The sequence below is a fragment of the Nocardioides sp. NPDC101246 genome, from assembly GCF_044767415.1.
In the GTDB taxonomy this organism is placed as follows: domain Bacteria; phylum Actinomycetota; class Actinomycetes; order Propionibacteriales; family Nocardioidaceae; genus Nocardioides.
This window is the reverse complement of the sequence record NZ_JBIWNX010000019.1, coordinates 19,713-43,124: the sequence shown is the minus strand read 5'-3', so window position 1 is coordinate 43,124 and position 23,412 is coordinate 19,713. Positions and strand designations below refer to the sequence as shown.

Genomic DNA, 23,412 nt, shown 5'->3' with positions numbered 1-23,412 from the left:
GGAGTGGTTGGGTTCCGCCACCCTTGAATAGGGTGCGGGCATGACGACGCTTCATCCCGGGGCAGTGTTCGGCCACTACCGCCTGGATCGCATTCTTGGCGAGGGTGGAATGGGCGTGGTCTATGACGCCTTCGACACCAAGCTCGAACGGCAGGTCGCCCTGAAGATGGTGCATGCCCACCTGGCCGACAGACAGTTCATCGACATGTTCATCCGCGAGGGGCAGACCCTGGCGCAGATCAGGTCGCCCCACATCATCGCGATCTACGACATCGGTGAGCAGCAGGGCAGTCCGTTCATCGTCACCCAGTTCATCAAGGGCGGTGATGTGACCGGACTCGTACGCAGCAGCGGACCGTTGGCGCCGCACCTGGCGTGCCTGGTGAACGCCCAGGTGGCGGGGGCGCTTCACGACGCCCACCAGGCGGGGATCATCCACCAGGACGTCAAGCCGTCGAACGTGCTCGTACGCAACCCGGCGAGCCCTCTGGACCCGTTCGCGTTCCTGTGCGACTTCGGGATCGCGACCTCGTCCTCCGACTCGCCTGCCGGCGGCATCACCGGCACCTGGAACTACCTGGCGCCCGAGTACATCCGCGACGAGCGTGACGCGCAGGGCCAGCCGATCTCGCCGGAGCCGTCACGAGACGTCTACGCGGCCGGCTGCATGCTGTGGTTCACGCTGACCGGCAAGATCCCCTACTCGGGTGCGGCCGTGCAGGTGGCGATGGCCCACCAGAACGCGCCGATCCCGCAGTTCGTCGGCACCGATGACTGGACCAAGGCGGCCAACCGGATCCTGCAGCTCTCGATGGCGAAGGACCGCCGGAGCCGCTATCAGAGCGCCGCTGTCTTCAAGGACGACCTGCTGAAGCTGCGCGAGATCACCGCGCCCGCTCAGCTGGTGCCCGCGCCGTCGTTGACCGACCCCAACCCGGTGCCGATCCCGGTCGCGGCCGTGCGGGCGCCCTCCGAGAGCGAAGCCATCCTGATCGAGGAGGCGCAGCGGCCGTCCAAGATCACTCCGCTCCGGGTCGGCGCGGCGATGGTCGGGGTGGCCGCCCTCGGGGTCGGCGGTGCCCTGGCGATCACCCAGCCCTGGGTCGAGCACGGGCCCGAGCCCATCGTGCCGACCGTGAAGGGGGCTGCGTTCGCGGATGTGAACGGGGACAAGTTCGGGGACGTGATCACCAACGTCCAGAACCCCGACGGCGAGGGCGTGGACGTCGTCACCTGGAAGTCGGACGGCCGCACGTTGAGCCCGTCGAAGCCCGTGACGTACAACGACCCCGCGCTTCCGGCCGACAACGACGGGGGCGAGGTATTTCCGCTCTGCGGTGACTTCACCGGCGACGGGAAGAACACGCTCGTCACCTTCGTGCGGAGCGAGAAGGGCTTCGAGTTCCACGGTGATCTGGAGGGGACCCTCAAGGCTCCCGCGGGCGTCGTCGAGCAGGGCAAGAAGATGACTGGCTCGAACTTCTACTACGACCTCGGCACCGACGACTTCGACGGTGACGGTGTCGCCGATCTGTTCATGAGTACGCACTTCGGCAACCCGAACCCCGACCTCGACACGCAGGGGAGAAGGGCCGGTGACGGCACGGTCTGGGTCTACCGAGGAACTGGGTCAGGGTTCGAGGAGCCGACGCTCTTCGCGTCCTATCCGGCCGTACCGGTGGAGCAGATCTCGGTGGGCGAGTTCACCGGCGACGAGAAGGCCGATCTGGTGGTCCTGAACCGGGTCGAAGGTAGCCCGGAGGACATGACCCTCACGTCTGGAACCTCCGACCTGGACCTCTACCAGGGAGAGGGAACGACCGTCGCTGCTGCGAAGCCGTTCGCGTTCAAGCATCAATCGATCAGCTCGATCGTCGCCGGTGACGTCAACGGCGACGGCCGCGACGAGATCATCGCGGCGGAATCCGGTCGTGGCGAGGGCCAGTCGATCACCGTCGGCACGTTCAGCGAGGACCTGACCCAGTTCTCGATCGCCAACCGCGGGAAGCTTCCCAAGCCCCGCAACACCCTCAAGACCACCAGCAGGTATCCCGTCACCGTCGCCGACGTCAATGGTGACGGACGTACCGACATCGTCGCGGTGACGCAGGACACCAGCGAGAGCCCCTACGCCTTCTACGTGGCTCTGGCCTCGAAGACCGGGACGTTCCCCGGTCACATGATGGCGACGTGGGAGAAGTCGCCCGACGATGTCCGCCGCTACAACCTGATGGGAGGAACCCTCGGATGAGCGATTCCACCGGAACCCCTGACAACACACCGCGGGGGCCGCAACCCTCGTTCGAGCGTCCCCCGGTCGACGACCCCGACAAGACCACGATCAGGCCACGGGTCGCTCGGCCCAGCGGACCGTCTGCGACGCCGCCACCGCCGCCTCCTCCTCCGCCCACCCAGCCGCCCACGCAGCTGCCGGCCCAGACCCCGCCGCTCCCGCCACCGCCTGTGCAGGACCCGCTACCGGCGACCGTGCTGAAGGCGGACGCCCCCGGCATGATCGGGCCCTACCGGCTCGAGCAGCAGGTGGCGTCGAACGAGATGGCAGTCGTCTACAAGGCCACCGACACCCGGCTCAACCGAGCGGTCGCCCTCAAGGTGCTCCTCGGACGCAGCGCCCGTGACCCCGAGTTCGTGTCCCGGTTCGACAAGCAGGCCACGCTGATGGCCAAGCTGGACTCGCCCCACATCATGGGCGTCTACACCAACGGCCGGACCAACGACGGCGCCCCCTACCTGGTCTCCCAGTTCGCCGACGGCGGCGACCTCGGCTCGCTGCTGAAGGCCCGCGGCCGCCTCCCCGGCCCGCTGGCCGCCGACATCTGCGCCCAGATCGCCGACGGTCTGGCAGCGATCCATTCGCCCGAGGTCGGCGTCGTGCACGGTGACGTGAAGCCGTCGAACATCCTGCTGCGCGACGGCAACAGCCCGCCGTACGCCTACCTGTCCGACTTCGCGGCGGCGCGCGCTGATGACTCCGCGACCGCCAGGCCCGGGATCCACTCCGGTGCGTGGAACTATCTGGCGCCCGAGCGCGCGATGGGTGCGCCGGCGACTCCGGCGAGCGACCTCTACTCGCTGGGCTGCCTGTTCTACGAGCTCGTCACCGGGACCGTTCCCTTCACCGGGGCGAACGACGTCGAGACCGCGATGGCCCACGGATCACAGCCGATCCCGACGCTGCCGGGCCGCGACGACTTCACCCTGCAGGCCAACGACCTGCTCTCCGGCGAGCGTGGTCTGCTCGCCAAGGATCCGGCGCAGCGTACGAACGAGGCGGTTCGGGTCCGGGACCGTTTCGCGGCGATGTCCGGGCGACAGATGGGCTTCGCGTCCGGAGCCACCGTCACCCTCAAACGCGCCAAGGCCACGTGGTGGATCGCCGGCGCGGCGGCGCTGGCGGTCCTCGTTGCGGGTGGTGCCGCAGTGGGTGTCACCCTCGCGACCACGGAGAACACTCCCGCCAAGCCCAAGCCGGCGGTGACCGGAGACATCGACGGGGACCGGCTGGGCGATCTGGTGCTCGGTGCGCCGTTCGGCGACGTCAACTACAACTGGGACGGCAATGCCGCGACCCTCTTCGCCTCCACCGGCAAGGGGTTCGAGTCCGGCACCACCGAGGGCCTCAAGTTCGGCAACCTGCTCGGGGACCTGGACGCCGACGGGCGGGTCGACGTGGTGCAGGTCTCCGGCATCGGATCCTCGTTCAACGTCGACTCGAACGCCAAGGACCAACCCGACGGTGCCATCCAGGTGCCCGCATCGGGCAAGCGCCTGGCCATGTTCTGCGCCGACTTCAACGGCGACGGCCGCGACGACATCGGCATGATCTCCGTCGGCAACGGGACCAAGCTGCCCGAGGAGGACGCCGACCTGGCCAAGCTCAAGGACCTCGAGTTCCATGTGACGGTCATGCTGAGCAAGGCCGACAACACCTGGGCGAAGAGCGCCGACTGGTACACCGGTCCCTGGCAGGGCGCCACGTTCGACGTCAACTTCGACGTCGGTGACTTCGACGGCGACAAGCGAGCCGACGTCATCATGGGTGCCAGGGAGGCCTCACCGGCCGCAGTGGTCCTGCTGATGAGCAACGGCTCGAAGCTCACCAAGACCGACCTCGAGGTGCCCGGACCCGACGGTGATCGGGTCGCCGGGTCGTCGAACTTCGCCGACGTCACCGGTGACGGGAAGGACGAGCTGATCACCCAGGAGATCGCGGACCAGAAGTGGGCCATCCGCGTCTACTCCTACGACCCCGAGGGCAAGAAGTTCGTTGCCGAGCCGTCATGGAACATCGACGACCCGGTCAAGAACGACGACGCCGTCAGCGGGTCTCAGATCCCCGCGGTCGCCGACGTCAACGGTGACGGCAGGGACGACCTGGTCAACCCGTTGCGCGCCGGCGACGGGGACTACGAGTATCTCAACAAGGCCTCGGTCCTGATCTCCGGCAAGGACGGGTTCACCGCCGAGACGTGGGAGATGCCCGGAGCCGACCAGTTCGAGACCCACCCGCCGTTGCGCAAGGCATCCAACAACAACGGCACCGGGACGCTCTGACCGGAGACGAACGACGAACGGCCCGCGACCTGGATCAGGTCGCGGGCCGTCTCTCGTTCGAGAGGTCGAGGGCTACACCGTCGACTCGCTCCACGCCAGCTGGATGACCTCGATGCCACGGTCGCGGGTGACCAGGCGGCCACGACCCGGGAGGGTCGGGACCGGCTTCAGGTTGCCGACGAGCGGGCCCTCGTCCGGGTTTCCGGAGAGCAGCAGGCCCGGCATCGCCAGGTCACGCATCGACTGGATGACCGACTCGTAGAGGGCGCGCGACGCACCACCGGAGCGGCGAGCGATGACGACATGCAGGCCGACGTCGCCGGCCTGGGCCATCAGCGGCTGCAGCGGAGCCAGGGGTGAGCCCTGCTGCGTCGAGACGAGGTCGTAGTCGTCGACGAGCACGAACAGCTCCGCGCCCGACCACCACGACCGGTTGCGCAGCTCCTCGGGCGTGACGTCCGGGCCCGGGATCCGCTTGGTCAGGTACGCCGCCAGGTCGCTCAGCGTCGGGTTGGCCTGCGTCGCCGAGGTGAGGTAGCCGACCAGGTAGTCCTCGGGGATCTCGCCGAGCAGCGACCGCCGGTAGTCGACGACCGCGATCTGCGCCTCCTTGGGCGTGTGCGTCCGCATGATCTCGCGGGCGATGCTGCGCAGCATCGAGGACTTGCCGGACTGGCCGTCGCCGAAGACGAGCAGGTGGGGCTCGGTGTCGGGGTTGAGACCGACCGGGGCCAGCTCCTTCTCGTTGATACCCAGAAGCAGTCGCTTGCCGGGCTTCTCCGGGGTGACCCCGGCCTGCTCGCGGATCCGCTCGATCGTGATCCGCTCGGGCAGCAGCCGCAGCTTCGGTCCGGCAGGGCCCTGCCAGGCCGCGGAGATCCGGGAGATCAGGTCGTCGACGCCATCGCCCAGCGTCGCCGCCGAGCCGTCGCCGTCCATGCGGGGCAGGGCGCTGAGGAAGTGGAGCTTCTCCTTCACGATGCCTCGACCCGGGCGCCCGGTGGGTACCAGGGCGGCGAGCTTACGGTCGAGCTCGGAGTCCATCGGGTCGCCCAGACGTAGCTCGAGCTTGGTGCCGAAGACGTCGCGCATCGAGGAGCGGAACTCGGCCCAGCGGCCGGCCGCCGCGACGATGTGGACGCCGAAGGTCAGGCCGCGCGGAGCGATCTCCTGGATGGCGTACTCGAGGTCGTCGAAGTCGGCGCGCAGCGTGCCCCAGCCGTCGATGACGAGGAAGACGTCGCCCCAGCCGTCGTCGGCCTGGCCGCGAGCGCGGCGGGTGCGGTAGGTCTCGATCGAGTCGATGCCCTGCGCCCGGAAGTAGGCCTCGCGGCGGTCGATGATGCCGGAGATCTCGGCCAGGACGCGGCGTACGACGTCGGGCTCGGAACGCGTGCCGACACCGGCGACGTGCGGGAGCTTGGCCATCGGTGCGAACGTGCCGCCACCGAAGTCGAGGACGAAGAACTGCACCTCCTGCGGCGTCATGGTCAGCGACATCGAGGTGACGATGGTGCGGAGCGTGGTCGATTTACCGGTGCGAGGTGCGCCGATGACCGCGACGTGACCGGCGGCTCCGCGCAGGTCGACCGTGAGGGTGTCGCGCAGCTGCTCACGCGGCTTGTCGACGATGCCGAGCGGCACCACCAGTCCACCGAGCCGCTTCCAGGCCGGCGAGTGCAGGCCGAGCTCGGGCGAGGTGGTCAGGTCGGGCATCAGCGTGTCGAGCGTGTCGGGGATGTCGAGCGGCGGCAGCCAGACCTGGTGGGCCGGGCTGCCGTAGCCGGTCATCCGGTCGACGGCGATGTCGAGCATCGACTTCTCGACGCCGTCCGCGCCCACGACCGGGGTGGCCGGACGCTCGTCCTCCTCGACCGGCATCGCCAGCTGCTTCACCTCGGCGATCGAGAACGGGAAGATGCCCTGCAGCTTGCCGCCCTCGTCGCGGCGGATCCGCGAGCCCGCGGCCGGCGGCCCCGAGACGTACGCAGCCCGGAACCGCTGCATGTTGGTCGGGTCGGGCTTGAGGTAACCGAGGCCGGGAACAGCCGGGAGCTCGTAGGCGTCCGGCACACCGAGCACGGTCCGCGACTCCTGCGCGGAGAAGGTGCGCAGACCGACGCGGTAGGAGAGGTGCGAGTCGAGACCGCGCAGGCGGCCCTCCTCGAGGCGCTGCGAGGCGAGCAGCAGGTGGATGCCGAGGGATCGGCCCAGACGGCCGATCGCGACGAACAGGTCGATGAACTCGGGCTTGGCCGAGAGCATCTCGGAGAACTCGTCGACCACGATGAACAGCGACGGCAGCGGATCCATCGAGGGATCCTGCGTACGCGCCTTCTCGTAGTCCTTCAGCGAGGAGAAGTTGCCGGCCTCGCGCAGCAGCTCCTGGCGGCGCGTCATCTCACCGGAGAGCGCGTCCTGCATACGGTCGACCAGGGTGAGCTCGCCCTCGAGGTTGGTGATCACCGCGGAGACGTGCGGCATGCCCGCCATTCCGGCGAAGGTCGCACCACCCTTGAAGTCGACCAGCACCAGGTTGAGGACCTCCGGCGGGTGGGTGAGCACCAGACCGAGGACGAGGGTGCGGAGGAACTCCGACTTACCGGAACCGGTGGCGCCGATGACGAGGCCGTGCGGCCCCATGCCCTGCTGAGCCGACTCCTTGATGTCCATGTAGATCTGCTGGCCGGCCTCACCGACGCCGACCGGCACGCGCAGCCGGTCGCGGTTGGCGCGGGGACGCCAGGCGACGTCCGGGTCGAAGGAGCGTACGTCGCCCAGACCGAGCAGCGCCATGTAGTCCTTCGGGGCCGCGATCTCGGTGTCCTGCGGGGTCTCGGCGGCGGCGTCGGAACCCTCCGGAGCCACGGTGTAGAGCGCGGTCAGGCGGCGGGCGTAGGCCTCGGCGTCGGCCATGCTCATCTGGTCCACCCGCAGGCGGACCGGGTCCATGCGTACGCGCACCTGGTAGCCGGAGACCGTGCTGTTCTCGTCGGGCTCCTCGTCGTCGATCAGGAATCGCACCCGGCTGGAGTCGAACAGCTCGTCCCAGTGGGTCGGCAGGTCGATGACCGTGACGCCCTGGATGCCGTCGTCGGGGAGCACGTGGTTGCCCGGCGGGACGGAGCCGCCGTCGACGATGACCACGACCTGCGGCGACGGGATCCGGTCGTCGGTGCCCCAGCGGGCGCGCTCGCCGACCTCGGTCGGCAGCAGGGCGCCCAGGTCGTTGATGTTGGTGACCACCATGCGGCGCGGCCCGACGGCGTCGACCTCGCGGCCGCTCTGCGCGTGCGGGAGCCACTTGACCCAGTCCCACTCGGCCAGGTTGCGCTCGGACGTGAGGACAGCGACGATCAGCTGCTCCGGCGAGTGGAAGGCCGTCATCCCGCAGATCAGGGCGCGGGCGAGCGCCCGGGCCTGGTCCTCGTTGCCGCAGATCTCCATCTTGTCGAAGCCGCGCAGGTTGGTCGCGGCCGGCAGGTCGGGCTGGACCCGGTGGACCGTCAGGAGCCGGTGCAGCGCGCTCGCCGAGGCGGGGTCGACCTGGTCGATCGGGGTCTGCTGGGGCGGCACCAGGGTCAGGGCGAGGGGCTGGTGCGCGACGCCGTAGCGGACGTCGAGATAGCGCTTGTGGGTGTTCGAGCGCTCCCACAGGCGGCTGCGCTCCTCGGCGATCGCGGGCAGCGAGGACGGCGCGGGATAGTGCCAGGTGAGCGCCTTGCGCTGCTGCTCACCGGCCTTGCGCGCCGACTGCCGGATGCCGGCCAGGTAGCGGAGGTAGTCGGTGCGCTGCCCGCCGACCTGCTTCTGCTTCTGCTTCCGCTGCCTGTCGATCTGCACGAAGATGAAGCCGAGCGTGGCGAAGAGGAACATGCCGGCAGCGATGTAGCGCTGGATCGGCGGGGAACCCCCCGTGCCCGACTGCATCGTCGCGATCAGCACGATCGATCCGAGGCCACCGAGCATGGGGATGGCGTTCATCAGGATGCCACCGACGCCCTCGCCCTCTTCGATAGCCGGCGGAGCATTCAGAGCCAGCTCCCCCTCGGGGACCTCCGGCTCCTCGGTGCGGGTACCGCCGGCTGTCGCAGCGATGGTCACGTGTCCCCCTGAGACTGGTTCAGTGCCCCGCGGGCCCGGATGCCGCAGGTGGTCAGGATCTTAGAGTGCCCGCCACCCGGCTACTACCCTTAACCGTGCCGGTCGGGTAAAACGGGCGGTGGAGCTTCCGATGTGGAACTCTGTCACAGGGTCTTCACGCATCCGGGAGGTGTCATGCCCACTCAGACGGCCGATGCCGTTGAGCCGGCGCTCGCAGCAGGCGGCCTGGCGGTCACGGTCCACGGCACCGCCGGAGTGGTCGACATCGTCGTCCCGTCCGATGCGCACGCCTCGGACCTGGCGAGGGAGTACGCGACGGCCGTCGGTCTGCCCGCGGCTCCGGTGCTGCGGGACCGTCGTGGCGAGGTGATCCAGCCCGACGCATCGCTCGCCTCACGCGGCATCACCTCGGGCGCGCTGCTCGCCGCCGACTCGCCGCCGACGCAGGCCTACGCGCGGCGCGAGGTCGTCGAGACGGCCGCCGCGGTCCAAGCAGGCAGCTTCTCGTTCTACTGGGTCGGTCTGGCCACCCTCCTGGCGGTCGCCGCGGCCGGGTTCGGCGCCCAGGCCGACGGCTGGCAGCGACTGGCCATCGCCGGTCTGCTCGCGCTGGGCGCGTTGATCGGCATCATCCCCGCCGGGGCGTACGCGGCGCGCCGAGCGATCGCCGCTCCGGCCTTCGCCGCCGGCGCCGCCTTCGTCATCACCGCCGACCCGGTGCCCGAGACGCTGCCGATGGCGGTCGGAGTCGCCGGGTTGAGTGCCGCGGTCGTCGCGACGATCTCGCGCTCCCTCGTCGACACCGTGGACGAGAGCCTGAAGATCTGGACCACGACCGGCGTCATCGTCTTCGTCGTCACCGCGCTGTGCGCCCTGCTCGGCACCTCGCCGCAGGTGCCGTGGTCGATCCTGTTCGCCGCGGCCGCGCTGGCTGCGCGGATCGTCCCGTCGTACGCCGTCGACGTCCCGGACTCCTATCTCCTCGATGTCTCCAAGCTCTCCGTGACCGCCTGGTCGGCACGGGCCAGGACGACCACCGGCAAGGCGACGGTCCCGATCGACGAGGTCACCGAGGTTGCCGAGCGCGGCGCCCGCACGCTGGCGGCGGCCTCCTGGGCGGTCCTCGCCGTGGTCGCGGTGAGCGGACCGGCGCTGGCGGCGACCGTGACGGACGACCTGGACCGGATCGGTGGCTGGCTGATCCTGCTGGCCGGCGCCTTCGTGATCCTGCTCTCGGCGCGCAGCTATCGCTACTGGCTGCCTCGTGGCGTACTCCGGGTTGCCGGGGTTATTGCGCTGGCGGTCGGGGTCCGTGCCTTCGTAGGCTGGGTCGACCCGGAGCTGGTCTCCTGGTTCGGTCTGGGAGTCGTGGTGATCGGGTTCGCCGTCATCATCGCGGCGATCGCGACCGGCCGGGGCTGGCGCTCGGCGAAATGGGCGTCTCGGGCCGACTGGGCGGAGTCGCTGTGCGGCGCCGCGGTCATCGCATCGTTCGTGGTTTCCTCAGGCTTCTTCCGTCACCTGTGGGAATCGGGTTTCAACAGCTAGACAGCAGGGCTGAAAAAGTTCAGAGATTTGTGTTTAGAACTCCGGAGACGGGGTAAGAACACATTGTCCGGACCTCGGGGGAGCCCAACGGGAGCCGGGCTCCAACAGGTATCTAACCTAGGAAAACCGGTTCCGCCGGTGGAAGGACAGCACCATGAGCAGTGAGATCAAGCAAGGCCAGGCGATCAACACCGCCGTCAACTTCATCAACGAGACCAAGGCCAAGCTGCAGAGCGTCAACAGCCGCACCGTCTCGGAGGCCCAGGCGGAGGGCGCATCGGGCTGGAAGGGTGCCGGCGGCACCTCGTTCCAGCAGCTGATGAACACCTACAACGAGAAGTCGCGCGAGATCACCAACGCGCTCGACGAGCTCACCGCGGGTCTCGAGAACGCCCGCAAGGTCGGTAGCCAGGCCGACGAGGATGTTGCCGGGCAGTCCAGCTCCGTCACCTCCAGCATGGACAGCATCTCGTACAAGATGGGTGGCTGACCACCCGGTCAGGCCGCATTTCAAGCAGAGGACTGGAAGGAACTGACATGGGTGAAGAGATTGTCGTAAACCACGGGAAGATGGGCTCCATCACCGACGTCCTGCTCAAGGGCGTGGCCGACATGGACCGCGAGCTCGACGAGCTCGAGCGTCACATCCTCGGTCTCCAGGAGAACTTCACCGGTGAGGCGGCCGACGCCTACAACCGGGCCCAGGCCAAGTGGAACCAGAGCATCCGCGAGCTCGGCATGGCTCTGGACCGCGGCAGCAAGTTCGTCAACGAGGCCAACGCCAACATGCACGACGCGGACCGTCGCGGTGCCGGCGGCTTCGGCGGCTGAGTTCTTCAGCACACAGGCAACACGAGGGGATCGGTGCGGGGCACCGGTCCCCTCGTCGTTGCGGCCCCGTGTACGACAGCCCGCCTGCTGCGCGGCGCGATACGCGCACGCTGGCGGCGTTGCCGCTCCTCCACGGTCAACCAGGCCGCGTTCGGAGCGGCGCCTAGCCATCGCACGCGTCTCGCGCCGCTCGCGACGGCGCTCTGTCGTACACGGGGCCGCGGTTTTATGGCAAAGTCAGCGCTGATGTTCGCTGTCTGATTCAGCGAGCGCGAGGTAGGTCTAGCTCTCGGGACATTCGGTCGGTTCGTCCCGGGCACAGGCACGACGCGAGGAGTTCGTGAAATGACGCAGGCGCAGGTGGCGCCCACTGGGCTGGTCCGGGTCACGGTCGCCTCCGGCACACGTCGGATGGACCTGGTGCTGCCGGGCTCGGTGCCGGTGGCGGAGCTCGTGCCGGAGCTTGCGCGAAGCGTCGGGTTGCTCGACCCGCAGACGGCCTACGCCGGCTACCGCGTCGTGCTCGCCGACGGCCGCAAGCTCGCCGGTGACCTCGGTCTGATCCCGCAGGGTGTCGAGGACGGCGGCGTGCTCACCGTGAGCGCCGGGATCGACGACAAGCCGCCGCGGGTCTACGACGACGTGGTCGAGGCGATGACCGATGTCGTCGAGAGCGAGATGGCCCCCTGGAAGCCGGAAGCAGGACGGCGTACGTCACTGCTGGCCGCCGCGCTGCTGCTGCTCCTCGGCGCCGGCGCGCTGTGGACGCAGGCGCCGTCGATGCTCGCCGGCGTCGCGGCCGGGGTGATCGGCATCGTCCTCGCCGGAGGCGCGATCGTGCTCTCCCGGCTCGAGGCCGAGAACGACGCCGCGATCGCCGCGGTGTGGATCGGTGAGGTCTACGGCGCGGTCGCCGGGTTCCTGATCGGCTCGGCCTCGCTCGGCCCCGACGGAGGCGTCGGGATGCCGCTGGCCTTCGCCGGCGCGGGCGCGATGCTCGCCGCCGCGATCGGGTTCCTCGGGCTCGGCGAGGCCCGGATGCTGGCGATGCCGGGCGCCCTCGTGGGTGGCGTCTTCCTGGTGGCCGGCATGCTGCTGAGCATGACCGGCTGGAAGGCCGGTGTGGTGCTCGGGATCGTGATGGTCGTCGTCGTGCTGGCCGGCAGCTTCTTTCCGTGGCTCGCGCTGAGTACGACCAAGACCGACGTCCCGCAGCTCTACTCCGACGAGGACATCAACCTCGACCCCGACGAGATCCGTGAGGACCAGGTCCGGGTCGACGCCAAGGTCGCCCACGAGATCCTGGTCGCGATCTCGCTCTCCGTCGGTGTCCTGGTCGTGCTGACCGCGCCGTTCGTGGTGCGGCTCGGGCTCTTCGGCACGCTGCTGGCTCTGGCGGCGTGTGTGGTGCTGATGCTGCGTACGCGGCAGTACCGGACGGGTTCTGAGGTGCTCGTCGGCCTGGTCTCCGGGATCGCCGGGCTGCTCGCGATCGGTGCCGCGTTGCTGGTCTACCACGAGTCGTGGCGGCCGACGACCGCCGTCGTGCTGGCGGCCGCCGGGGGCGTACTCCTGGTGCTGACGCTGGTCCCCGACGTCGGGTCGATCCGGCGCGGCCGGCTGGCCGACGTCGCCGAGACGATCTGCCTGCTCGCGATGCTGCCGCTGATGGTGCTCGCCTCGGGCCTCTTCGGCGCCGCGGTGGCTGGTTTCTGATGGCCAGCAAGAAGGACCTCGTAGAGGCGCATGCCTTCAGCCGTCGCCGACTGGTCTCCGCGTTCCTCTCCGGCGCCCCCGGTGGGCGTGAGGTGGAGCCGGCCCGTCCCGGTCGCTCGGTCTTCGGTGGCCTCGTGCTCGCGGTGCTGCTCATCGCCGGTGGCGCCGTCGCCCACTTCCTCTCGCCCAAGCCCGCGACCGGCTGGGCCGACACGGACGGCCTGATCGTCACCAAGGGCGGCGCGCGCTACGTCGTCACCGGTCCTGACAAGGACAAGGAGCTGCACCCGGTCGTCAACCTGGCCAGCGCCCAGCTCATCCTCGGACTCGACCTGGAGAAGAATTCCAAGGTCATCGACCAGGAGGAGATCGACAAGGAGTTCCCGAAGGGGACGATCGGCCTCTCCGGTCCCAAGGTCCCCGAGGAACTGCCGCTGAAGTCCGACTTCATCAACACCGGCTGGACCGCGTGCACCGCCAACGGCGCCGGCACGTTCCTGAACATCTCCGAGAAGCCGGACGTGAAGTCGGCGGCGGACACCGGTTTCATGGTGCAGACGGAGGACGGCAACTACCTCATCGCGGAGCATCAGAGCACCGAGGGATACGCCCAGGCCTACAGCTACAAGATCGAAGGTGACTCGGAGACCTACGCCGACCGGACCTTCAACGGTCCGGTCTCGACACCCACGGTGCCCCAGGCGTGGGTCAACCTCTTCCCCACGGGGGCGCCGTTGTCGGGCGCGTCCTTCGGGAGTGCGTTCACCAAGGTCGGCGGGACGGTCGAGGGTGAGGAGTACCCGATCGGCACCAAGGCCAACTACCAGGCCAACAACTATCTGATGACCGAGTCCGGCTGGATTCGGCTCGATGACTTCGCCAGCGAGATCTATGACGTCGCCTTCGGCAGCAAGGCCAACCAGCAGTCGCTCAGCTCGCAGCCGAACATCGACGGCGAGCGGCTCGAGACCTCCTGGCCGAACGCGACCCTCGAACCGGGCACCGGCAGCGTGTGCGCCAAGCTCGAGACCAAGGACAAGACGACGGTGCGACTCGGCGTCGAGCCGGGCGAAGAGGCATGGCCGACGTCGGAGCCCCCTGCGGCCGGTGACTTCACCGCTGCCCGGGTCGATCCGGGCAAGGGTGCGTTCGTCTTCGCCGCCAACGGCGAGGAGCTCCAGAAGCAGAGCGCGACGCCCTACCTGATCGACGCCCGCGGCACCGCCAACGTCCTGGATGGCAAGCTCACAGTCGAACGGCTCGGCCTGACACCCGACTCCGGTCCGATCGTGCCTGGCACGTGGCTGCAGCTGCTCCCTGAGGGCGCCGCGCTCTCGACCGAGCTGGCGCTGTGCCCGCCTAACACCGGAAAGGTTGAGGAGAGCAAGTGCGTGTCGACCCAGTGACGCTGGTGCGAAGCGGTATCGCGCTCGCCGCCGTCGTCAGCGGGTTGACGCTGCTGGGCAGTCCGAGCCCGGCGTACGCAGCCGAGGAACGGCCACTCTGCAAGGTGTACGAGAAGAACCTCGGCGGCGGTGCCCCGCAGAAGGCGGAGACCCAGACGGCGCCGGTGCCGGATACGGTGGCCCCGTTCGCGATCATGCGGATCGCCGAGGCGCAGAAGGTGAGCAAGCAGGGTCAGGGGATCCGCGTCGCCGTCGTCGACTCCGGCTACAGCGCCAAGGCGCAGGACTACCACGGCACCGTCGCGGCCGGCCTGATCTCCGAGATCGCACCCAAGGCGAAGCTCAGCGACCACCCGATCCTCAAGGTCGGCCAGGAGAAGTCGACGATCGACGCCAAGCAGATGGTGGCCCAGCTCAACTCGCTGGCCAAGGGCAACGCGAAGGGGCTGATCGTCGACATCGGCCTGCCCGCGACGGAGGCGGCGTCGGGCCTGGACACGGCCGTCGACACGCTCATCAAGAAGGGCGCCATCGTGGTGATGGCCGCCGACTGGTCCGGTGTCGCCACCGGCACGGACCGGGACATGGGGCCCAAGGTCTTCCCGAACGCCAACGACTCCGTGGTGACGGTCAGCGCTTCCGGCACCTGGGCTTCCGACCCCGACTCCGCGGTGCTGCCCAACTCCAACACCGATGTTGCCGCTCCGACATACGGGGCGCCGTCGAAGACGCTCTTCGGGCAGCCGTGCTGGGTCGACTCGATCTCGACGTCCTTCGCCTCCGCCGAGGTCTCGGCGGTGCTCGCGCTGATCTGGTCGACCAACCGTGGCTGGAGCGCCGCCCAGGTCATCGACCGCCTCTACAGCACCACCTCGGGTCGTGAGGGCCAGGGCGGCCGCTTCTGGGGTGCCGGTGTGGTGAACGCGTACGACGCCCTCACCCGTCCCGCCGTCGAGGAGGCCGCCGAGCCCCCGGAGGTGGAGCAGGCGCCGATGGCGCGGGAGAAGGTCGACCCGCTGGCCACCGTCCGTGAGAACGCCATCTGGTGGGCGATCGGTGGTGGTGGCGCGCTCGGGCTCGGGCTGGTCCTGCGGCCGTTGTTCTCGCGGCGCAAGGGCTCGATGTAGCCCTCAGGAGTCGCTATCGAAGGCTGCGCGTGCGGCCTCGACCTCGGGCAGCGTGGTGGTCGTCCAGTGGTAGAGCCGGTCGATGAGGTCCTGCAGGGTGCTGCCCAGCGGGGTGATGCGGTACTCCACCGCGACCGGACGGGTGCTCAGCACGATCCGGGCGACCACGCCGTTGCGCTCCAGGCGGCGCAACGCGGTGGTGAGTGACTTCTGGGTCACCGCCGGGATCGCCTGACGCAGCTCGTTGAACCGTCGCGGCCGCTCGCAGAGCGTGTCGAGCACCTGGAGTGACCACTTGTCGAGGAGCTGGTCGAGGAGCTCGCGGTGCTCCTGGGTGAGTCGCAATGGCTCGGGGACGGTATCGGACATGACACCTAGTCTCGTTGAAGTGTCCTCTGGATACCAAGTACACATGAGAAACCTTGACGATCGGAAGGAATCTCATCGTGTCCGTCGAACTGCTCACCCCTGAAGGCATGTTCCAGCCCGTGCCCTACCACCACGTCTCCGTCGCCACCGGCATCCGTCACGTCCATGTCGCCGGACAGATCGCCCGGGACGAGCTCGGTCGCGGTGTGGCGCCGGGCGACCTCGCCGGCCAGCTCGCTCACGCCCTCCGCAGTACCGCCCGTGGTCTGGCCGGCGCCGGCGCCACCTTCGCCGACGTCGTACGCCTCCGGTTCTTCGTCACGGACTGGTCCCCGGACAAGTACGACGCGTTCGTCGCGGGTCTCGAGAGCGTCGTCGACGAGCTCGGCATCCCGCAACCCCTGCCGCCGCTGTCCGCCATCGGTGTGGACTATCTCTTCGAGCCGGACGTGCTCGTCGAGGTCGAGGCGTACGCCATTCTGGACTGAGCCGCGCGGGACTGATCGAGGAAATGAAGAACGCCGATCCGGAGCTTGCGCTGTCCGGATCGGCGTTCTTGCAGGTCAACCAAGGCTTCCTGCTGGCGGATCTGGGGGGATTCGAACCCCCGAGGGCGTTAACCCAACACGGATTCCAGCCGTGCGCCATAGGCCACTAGGCGACAGATCCGTGAGGGATCCTACGCGGCTCCGTGATCATGGGGGAAATCGGCGGAGAGCCAGCGGGCCGCCACCTCGACAAGCTCGGTACACCGCTTTGGGATCGGCGAGCCGACTCGTCTAGACTCTTTGGCAACCCCCCATGTGGTGACATCTTGTCGAACCTCCCCAGGGCCGGAAGGCAGCAAGGATAAGCGAGCTCTGTTGGGTACGTGGGGGGCCTTTTCTATTTCCTGACGGCGTGCCCTGCGCGGTCGCAAACTGTCGGTGCGGGCGGATAGGGTCTACCGGGTGGACGCACCGCTAGCTCTCTACCGCCGCTACCGGCCGGAGACGTTTGCCGAGGTCATCGGCCAAGATCACGTCACCGGCCCGCTGCGCAATGCGCTGGCGGGAAATCGGGTCAACCATGCGTACCTCTTCTCCGGTCCACGTGGCTGCGGCAAGACGACCTCGGCGCGGATCCTGGCGCGGGCGCTGAACTGCGAGAAGGCGCCGATCTCGGATCCGTGCGGAGAGTGCGAGTCGTGCCGGGACCTGGCGCGCGGCGGGCCCGGCAGCATCGACGTGATCGAGATCGACGCGGCGTCGCACGGTGGTGTGGACGATGCCCGTGACCTGCGGGAGAAGGCGTTCTTCGCGCCGGTGAAGAGCCGCTACAAGGTCTACATCATCGATGAGGCCCACATGGTCTCGACGCAGGGCTTCAACGCTCTGCTCAAGCTCGTCGAGGAGCCGCCGGAGCATCTGCGGTTCATCTTTGCGACGACCGAGCCGGAGAAGGTCATCCCGACGATCCGGTCGCGCACCCATCACTATCCGTTCCGGCTCTTCCCGCCGAAGCTGGTCTCCGACTACATCTCGACGCTGTGCGAGAAAGAGGGCATCGACGTCGCGCCGGCCGCGCTGCCGCTGGTCGCACGCGCGGGCGCCGGGTCCATGCGTGACAGCCTCTCGGTGATGGACCAGCTGCTCGGTGGCGCGGGGCCCGAGGGAGTGACGTACGAGCTGGCCGCGGGGCTGCTCGGATACACCCCCGACGCGCTGCTGGACGAGGTCGTCGACGCCTTCGCCGCCCATGACGGCGCCGCGGTCTTCGGCGTGATCGACAAGATCATCGAGACCGGACAGGACCCGCGGCGGTTCACCGAGGACCTGCTGCGGCGACTGCGTGACCTGGTCATCGTCAAGGCGGTCCCGGACGCGCCTGCGACCGGGCTCATCGACGTCTCCCAGGACGGTGGCGAGCGTTTGGTGGCCCAGGCCGGACGCTTCGGACCGCACGATCTGTCCCGGGCCGCCGATGCGGTCGCGACCGGTCTGACCGAGATGCGCGGCGCCACCGCCCCCCGACTTCTGCTCGAGCTGATCTGTGCCCGGGTGCTGCTGCCCGCAGCCGACGGTGCCGACGGTCTCGCGGCCCGGCTGGATCGCCTGGAGAGGCGGATCGAGATCAGCGGTACGCCGACAGTGTCCGCCCCTCCGGCGGCGGCCGCCCCCGCCCAGGACCGGCCGGTGCTCAAACCTTCCGTCGGTGCGCCGGGGCACGAGACGGTCGCTCCCGCGTCACCGCAGCCCGAACCAGTCCAGGCCTACGCGCCGACCCCCGAGCCGGCCGCTGAGCCGGTCCGTGAGCCCGCGCCGGCCGCGGAGATGCCTCCCCAGCAGGCGCCGGCTGCTCCGGAGCCGCCGAGCCAGCCTCAGCCACAACCTCAGGCTCAGTCGCCGGGCGGTATGGGCAACGTGGACGTCCGCCGCCTGTGGGACGACGTGATCGCCCAGACGAAGGGTCTGCGCCGGGCGACCTGGTCGCTGGTGGGCCAGAACGCCCAGGTGGTCGACTTCCGCGACGGCGTGCTCACCCTCGGGTTCGCCTCGCCGGGCCTCCGCGACCGGTTCGCGACCGGTGGACACGAGCCGATCCTCGGGCAGGCGCTGGTCAACGTGATCGGCATCCAGCCGAAGATCGAGGCGATCGTCGCGGGCGGCGGCCAAGGGGCCCCGCAGCGGCAGGCCTCGCCTCCGCCGCAGCCGAGCGCGCCCCAGGAGCCCGCCCAGCCGCAGCAGCCGCCGGAGGCCTCCTGGAACGAGCAGGCGCCCCCGCCCGACTGGGCCGCCGAGCCGCCGCCCCCGGACCAAACCCCGGCTCCGCCGGAGCCGTCCGCGCCGTCCGCGACGCAGCCTGCCGACCCAGGTGCGATCGCGCTGGCTCGGGAGGCGATCCGACCGACGCGGGCCGCGGACTACGAGCCTCCGGTCGACGACTCCGTGGCCCGCCTGGCCGAGGCTGACGCCGCGGTCAACCCCGACGACCAGGCCTACGACGGGCCGGCCGCGATGGGCGCCGAGGCCCTGCTCGCTCAGGAGCTGGGTGCAACGATGATCGAAGAGATTCCTCACAACTAGGACGGCACAGATGACGAACCCACTCGAAGGCCTCGGCGGCGAGGGCGGCTTCGACCTCAACGCGATCATGCAGCAGGCCCAGGCGCTGCAGAGCCAGATCGTCGACGCCCAGGAGAAGCTCGCCGAGACGATCGTCGACGGCACCGTCGCCGGGGGCGCGGTGACGGTCAAGCTCACCGGCACCGGCGAGCTGGTCGGTGTGGAGATCAAGCAGGGCGAGTTCGACGGCAGCGACCCCGACGACCTCGAGGATCTCGGCGCCGTGATCGTCGCCGCCTACCGCGAGGCGAAGGGCAAGGCCGACGCCCTCGCCGGTGACGCGATGGGCCCGCTCGCGGGCGGCCTCGGCGGCGGCCTGGGTGGTGCCCCCGGCGGCGGCGAGCCGCCGTTCAAGCTCGGGTTCTGAGATCAGCACAGCTAGAGACAGGCGATAACCAAGTTGTACGAGGGTGTGGTCCAAGACCTCATCGACGAGCTGGGACGGCTGCCGGGCGTAGGTCCGAAGAGTGCCCAGCGGATCGCGTTCCATCTGCTCCAGGCTGATCCCGCCGACGTACATCGGCTGGCCTCGATCCTCAACGAGGTCAAGGCGAAGGTGAAGTTCTGCTCGGTCTGCTTCAACGTCTCCGAGGAGGAGACCTGCCGGATCTGTCGCGACCCACGTCGCGAGCAGTCGGTGCTGTGCGTGGTCGAGGAGTACAAGGACGTCGTCGCGATCGAGCGCACCCGCGAGTTCCGCGGGCGCTACCACGTGCTCGGCGGCGCGATCAGCCCGATCGACGGGATCGGTCCCGACCAGCTGCGCATCCGTGAGCTCGTCCAGCGGCTCAACGACCCCGGGATCACCGAGGTGATCCTCGCCACGGACCCCAACCTCGAGGGCGAGGCGACGGCGACCTATCTGACTCGTCAGCTGAGCCCGCTCGGACTGAAGGTCACCCGCCTGGCCAGCGGTCTCCCGGTCGGTGGCGATCTGGAGTACGCCGACGAGGTCACCCTCGGCCGCGCGTTCGCCGGGCGCCGGGCGGCTGAGTAGTACCTAAGAGCCGAGTCTTTACCCTCGTCAGGCCGCGACTTCGGCGGTAGCCTGACGATTCAAGGGACCTCGGGAAGGGGGCCGTCATGACGAACGACTTGACCGGCAAGGACTTCGCCACCAGCATCGCCGACTCGGTGGAGAGCTTCCTGCTCTCGGTGCGCGCGATAGCTGCGGACGGCGACGGTGGCAGCGCTGTCCCGATGCTGCTGCTGGAGGTGAGCCAGATCCTGCTGGCGGGCGCGCGACTGGGCGCCCAGCAGGACTTCGAGCCTCGGGAGGAGTTCCAGCCCGACGTGGGCATGGAGGCCGACGTCGACGAGCTCCGGATGGGGCTCGCGGAGATGTTCGGGGACATCGACACCTACAGCTTCGTCTTCGATCCCTACACTCCGGACGTGGTCGACAGCCAGATCTCCGACGACGTCGCCAGCCTGGTGACCGATCTGGAGTACGGCCTGCGGCACTACCGTCTCGGCGACGTCGACGAGGCGCTGTGGTGGTGGCAGTTCAGCTACGTCAACAACTGGGGCAACCTGGCCGGTGCCGTGCTCAACGCGCTGCTCACCGTGGTCGCTCACGACCGCCTCGACTCCGAGCCGTTCACCGGTGAGGACGAGGACCTGGCTGCCGCTGATGAGATGCTGGAGAAGACGGCCTCATCGGCAACGTAGACTTTCCCGCCGTGGGAATCGTCGTTCAGAAGTACGGTGGCAGCTCGGTCGCGGACGCTGCAGGCATCAAGCGCGTCGCTCAGCGAGTGGTCGCGACCAAAGAGCAGGGCCACGACGTGGTCGTGGCCGTCTCCGCCATGGGCGACACCACCGATGAGCTGATCGACCTGGCCAACAAGGTCTCGCCGGACGCGACCGCGCACGCGCGTGAGTTCGACATGCTGCTCACCTCCGGCGAGCGGCAGTCGATGGCGCTGCTCGCGATGGCGATCAACGACGTCGCGAACGAGCGCGGGCTGGCGTACGAGGCTCGGTCGTTCACCGGGTCGCAGGCCGGTCTGATCACCGATGCGCAGCACGGGCGCGCCAAGATCCTCAGCATCACGCCGGAGCGGATCCAGGCGGCGCTCGGCGACGGTGCGATCGCGATCGTGGCCGGGTTCCAGGGCGTCTCCAGGGACACCAAGGACATCACCACGCTGGGCCGTGGCGGCACCGACACCACCGCGGTCGCGCTGGCGGTGGCGCTGAACGCCGACGTCTGCGAGATCTACACCGACGTCGACGGCGTCTTCACCGCCGACCCGCGGATCGTCCCGACCGCCCGCAAGCTGAGCTCGGTCGCCTTCGAGGAGATGCTCGAGCTGGCGGCCTCCGGCGCGAAGGTGCTTCACCTGCGCTCGGTGGAGTTCGCCCGCCGCCACAGCCTCCCGATCCACGTACGCTCCTCCTTCTCCACCCTCACCGGCACCGTGGTCAAGGGCAGCATCGACGCGGTCTCGCCGACGGTCGACGAACCCGGAGACGGCGTCGGGATGGAGGCGCCGATCGTCGCCGCCATCGCCTCCGACCGCAGCCAGGCCAAGATCACCGTCGTCAACGCGCCCGACAAGATCGGCGCGGCCGCGAAGGTCTTCGAGATCATCGCCGGCGTCGGGATCAACGTCGACATGGTGGTGCAGGACGCCTCACCGTCCGGCACGGAGCGTACGGACATCACCTTCACCATCCCGCGCGACGACGTCGAGCGTGCCGTGAAGGCGCTGGAGCCGGCGCAGGCCGAGCTCGGCTTCGAGCGGGTAAGCAGCGAGCCGATGATGGGCAAGGTCTCGTTGATCGGTGCCGGGCTGCGCACCCAGCCGAAGAAGATCGCCGACTTCTTCTCCGCGATCGCCCAGGCCGGGGTCAACATCCAGATGATCTCCACCTCCGAGGTGCGGGTCTCGGTCGTCGTCGCCGACGACGAGGTCGACCGGGCGGCGCAGGCCGCGGCCGAGAAGTTCAGCGACGTGGACGTCGAGAAGGTCTCCTACGGCGCCGAGCCCAACGGCGATGTCCCGGAGATCGTCGGCATCGCCCACGACCGCAGCGAAGCCAAGATCACCCTGGTCGGCGTCATCGACGAGCCGGGCGAGGCGGCCCGCGTCTTCGACACGCTCGCCGATGCCGGCATCCACATCGACATGATCGTCCAGAACGTGTCGGCCGAGGAGACGCGGCGCACCGACATCTCGTTCACCCTGCCGCGCAGCGACGTCAAGCTCGCGCGCGCGGCCCTCGGCGACATCCAGAGCGAGATCGGCTTCGCCGACCCGATCGCCGACGAGCAGATCGGCAAGCTCTCGATCGTCGGTGCCGGGATGCGTACGCATCCGGGGATCACCTCGCGATTCTTCGCCGCGCTCGCCGCCGAGGGGGTCTTCATCCGGATGGTGTCGACCTCGGAGATCAGGGTCTCGGTGCTCGTCAGCGCCGACGACCTCGACCGCGCAGTGCGCGCCACACACAGAGCATTCGGCCTCGACAGCGACGTAGAGGCCATCGTCTACGGAGGGACCGGCCGATGAGCATCAACCTGGGAATCGTGGGAGCGACCGGACAGGTGGGCGTCGCCGTACGCCAGATCCTGCTCGAGCGCGGTTTCCCGCTCGGCGAGGTCCGTTTCTTCGCCTCGGCGCGTTCGGCCGGCAAGACCATCGAGTTCGGTGACCGTTCGGTCGTCGTCGAGGACGCCGCGGTTGCGGACCCGGCCGGCCTCGACATCGCGATCTTCTCCGCCGGTGGCGCGACCTCGAAGGCGCTGGCGCCGAAGTTCGCCGAGGCCGGCGTGATCGTCATCGACAACTCCTCGGCCTGGCGCAAGGACCCGTCGATCCCGCTGGTCGTCTCCGAGGTCAACCCCTCGGCGATGGACGGCGTCATCGCGGCCCGCCAGGGCATCATCGCCAACCCCAACTGCACCACGATGGCTGCGATGCCGGCCCTCAAGGCGCTCCACGACGAAGCCGGCCTCGAGCGGCTCGTCGTATCGACCTACCAGGCGGTCTCGGGTTCCGGCGTCGCCGGCGTCGAGGAGCTGGTCAGCGAGGTCGCGGCTGCCGGCGACAAGGCCCGCGAGCTCGCCTACGACGGGTCCGCGATCGCTTTCCCGGAGCCGGACAAGTACGTCGAGACGATCGCCTACAACGTCCTTCCCTACGCCGGTTCGCTGGTCGAGGACGGGCTCAACGAGACCGACGAGGAGCAGAAGCTCCGCAACGAGTCCCGCAAGATCCTCGACCTGCCTGACCTGCGTGTCTCCGGCATCTGCGTCCGCGTCCCGGTCGTCACCGGTCACTCCCTCGCGGTCAACGCCGAGTTCTCCTCGCCCCTGACCCCCGAGCGCGCCATCGCGATCCTCTCGAACGCCCCGGGCGTCGAGCTCCGCGACGTACCCACGCCTCTGTACGCCGCCGGCAAGGACCCCTCCTACGTCGGCCGCATCCGTCAGGACGAGGGCGTACCCGACAACCGCGGCCTCGCGCTGTTCATCTCCAACGACAACCTCCGCAAGGGCGCCGCGCTCAACACCGTCCAGCTCGCCGAGCTGGTCGCCGCCGCCCTCTGACCCCTCGCCGAATCCGCACTTCTAGCGGGCCGAATCAGCAGTTGTGGGCGACGAAACTCTCGTTTCGTCGCCCA

17 protein-coding genes, 1 tRNA gene, 1 other RNA gene and 1 pseudogene are annotated in these 23,412 nt (G+C 69.0%); 17 read left to right on the top strand and 3 right to left on the bottom strand.

From position 1 onward, the window contains the following. The first annotated feature begins 40 nt into the window (after positions 1 to 40). The gene (locus ACIRON_RS27040) at positions 41 to 2,251 is read left to right on the top strand and encodes a protein kinase (protein ID WP_402997352.1); all 2,211 of its coding nucleotides are present in this window, start codon (positions 41 to 43) and stop codon (positions 2,249 to 2,251) included. Further along, entirely contained in the window at positions 2,248 to 4,575 is a 2,328-nt protein-coding gene (locus ACIRON_RS27035; RefSeq protein ID WP_402997350.1) for a protein kinase, read from the top strand. Before ACIRON_RS27040 ends, ACIRON_RS27035 begins: the two co-directional genes overlap by 4 nt. 72 nt (positions 4,576 to 4,647) lie before the next feature. On the opposite strand, the gene eccCa is transcribed toward ACIRON_RS27035, so the two are convergent. Next, on the bottom strand, positions 4,648 to 8,679 hold the full coding sequence (gene eccCa / locus ACIRON_RS27030; RefSeq protein WP_402997347.1) for a type VII secretion protein EccCa: 4,032 nt from the start codon (positions 8,677 to 8,679) through the stop codon (positions 4,648 to 4,650). 174 nt (positions 8,680 to 8,853) lie between these two features. On the opposite strand from eccCa, the gene ACIRON_RS27025 reads away from it, so the two are divergent. From ACIRON_RS27025 to ACIRON_RS27000, 6 genes are all read left to right on the top strand, one after another. Then, on the top strand, positions 8,854 to 10,227 hold the full coding sequence (locus tag ACIRON_RS27025) for a hypothetical protein (RefSeq protein ID WP_402997345.1): 1,374 nt from the start codon (positions 8,854 to 8,856) through the stop codon (positions 10,225 to 10,227). 154 nt (positions 10,228 to 10,381) lie between these two features. Then, positions 10,382 to 10,717, top strand: a complete 336-nt coding sequence (locus ACIRON_RS27020; protein WP_091043262.1) for a WXG100 family type VII secretion target — start codon at positions 10,382 to 10,384, stop codon at positions 10,715 to 10,717. Positions 10,718 to 10,764: 47 nt separating this feature from the next. Next, positions 10,765 to 11,058 (top strand): WXG100 family type VII secretion target, encoded by a 294-nt coding sequence (locus tag ACIRON_RS27015; protein WP_091043260.1) that lies wholly within the window; start codon positions 10,765 to 10,767, stop codon positions 11,056 to 11,058. A gap of 345 nt (positions 11,059 to 11,403) precedes the next feature. Next, positions 11,404 to 12,774, top strand: coding sequence for a type VII secretion integral membrane protein EccD (eccD, locus tag ACIRON_RS27010; RefSeq protein WP_402997342.1), 1,371 nt, complete (start codon positions 11,404 to 11,406; stop codon positions 12,772 to 12,774). After that, positions 12,774 to 14,180 carry a type VII secretion protein EccB gene (locus ACIRON_RS27005; RefSeq protein ID WP_402997340.1) on the top strand — a complete coding sequence of 469 codons (1,407 nt, stop codon included), beginning with the start codon at positions 12,774 to 12,776 and terminating at the stop codon, positions 14,178 to 14,180. The genes eccD and ACIRON_RS27005 overlap by 1 nt, the downstream gene beginning before the upstream one ends. Beyond that, positions 14,162 to 15,307: a hypothetical protein gene (locus tag ACIRON_RS27000; protein ID WP_402997337.1), complete on the top strand. Its 1,146-nt coding sequence runs from the start codon at positions 14,162 to 14,164 to the stop codon at positions 15,305 to 15,307. The genes ACIRON_RS27005 and ACIRON_RS27000 overlap by 19 nt, the downstream gene beginning before the upstream one ends. A 3-nt stretch (positions 15,308 to 15,310) precedes the next feature. On the opposite strand, the gene ACIRON_RS26995 is transcribed toward ACIRON_RS27000, so the two are convergent. Further along, positions 15,311 to 15,676, bottom strand: coding sequence for a winged helix-turn-helix transcriptional regulator (locus ACIRON_RS26995; protein WP_402997335.1), 366 nt, complete (start codon positions 15,674 to 15,676; stop codon positions 15,311 to 15,313). A gap of 77 nt (positions 15,677 to 15,753) precedes the next feature. Between ACIRON_RS26995 and ACIRON_RS26990 the strand changes: the two genes are divergently transcribed. Continuing rightward, entirely contained in the window at positions 15,754 to 16,164 is a 411-nt protein-coding gene (locus ACIRON_RS26990; protein WP_402997333.1) for a RidA family protein, read from the top strand. 93 nt (positions 16,165 to 16,257) lie between these two features. Here the strand turns inward: ACIRON_RS26990 and ACIRON_RS26985 are convergent. Next, positions 16,258 to 16,345 (bottom strand) — tRNA-Ser (locus ACIRON_RS26985). 124 nt (positions 16,346 to 16,469) lie between these two features. Here ACIRON_RS26985 and ffs point away from each other — a divergent pair. From ffs to ACIRON_RS26945, 8 genes and pseudogenes are all read left to right on the top strand, one after another. Continuing rightward, positions 16,470 to 16,560: signal recognition particle sRNA small type (ffs, locus tag ACIRON_RS26980), an RNA gene on the top strand. A 66-nt stretch (positions 16,561 to 16,626) separates the two neighbouring features. Continuing rightward, entirely contained in the window at positions 16,627 to 18,741 is a 2,115-nt protein-coding gene (locus ACIRON_RS26975) for a DNA polymerase III subunit gamma and tau (protein ID WP_402997330.1), read from the top strand. Between the two features lie 10 nt (positions 18,742 to 18,751). After that, positions 18,752 to 19,147: a YbaB/EbfC family nucleoid-associated protein gene (locus ACIRON_RS26970; protein WP_091043242.1), complete on the top strand. Its 396-nt coding sequence runs from the start codon at positions 18,752 to 18,754 to the stop codon at positions 19,145 to 19,147. A gap of 33 nt (positions 19,148 to 19,180) precedes the next feature. Continuing rightward, positions 19,181 to 19,777, top strand: a complete 597-nt coding sequence (gene recR / locus ACIRON_RS26965) for a recombination mediator RecR (RefSeq protein WP_008356228.1) — start codon at positions 19,181 to 19,183, stop codon at positions 19,775 to 19,777. Between the two features lie 86 nt (positions 19,778 to 19,863). After that, positions 19,864 to 20,451: a DUF5063 domain-containing protein gene (locus tag ACIRON_RS26960; protein WP_091043240.1), complete on the top strand. Its 588-nt coding sequence runs from the start codon at positions 19,864 to 19,866 to the stop codon at positions 20,449 to 20,451. A gap of 11 nt (positions 20,452 to 20,462) precedes the next feature. After that, positions 20,463 to 21,764: pseudogene (locus ACIRON_RS26955) on the top strand (aspartate kinase); the annotation flags it as partial. After that, positions 21,741 to 22,298, top strand: a complete 558-nt coding sequence (locus ACIRON_RS26950) for an ACT domain-containing protein (protein ID WP_371113327.1) — start codon at positions 21,741 to 21,743, stop codon at positions 22,296 to 22,298. The pseudogene ACIRON_RS26955 and the gene ACIRON_RS26950, both read left to right, overlap by 24 nt. Then, positions 22,295 to 23,338, top strand: coding sequence for an aspartate-semialdehyde dehydrogenase (locus ACIRON_RS26945; protein ID WP_402997325.1), 1,044 nt, complete (start codon positions 22,295 to 22,297; stop codon positions 23,336 to 23,338). The genes ACIRON_RS26950 and ACIRON_RS26945 overlap by 4 nt, the downstream gene beginning before the upstream one ends. Positions 23,339 to 23,412: the final 74 nt, after the last annotated feature.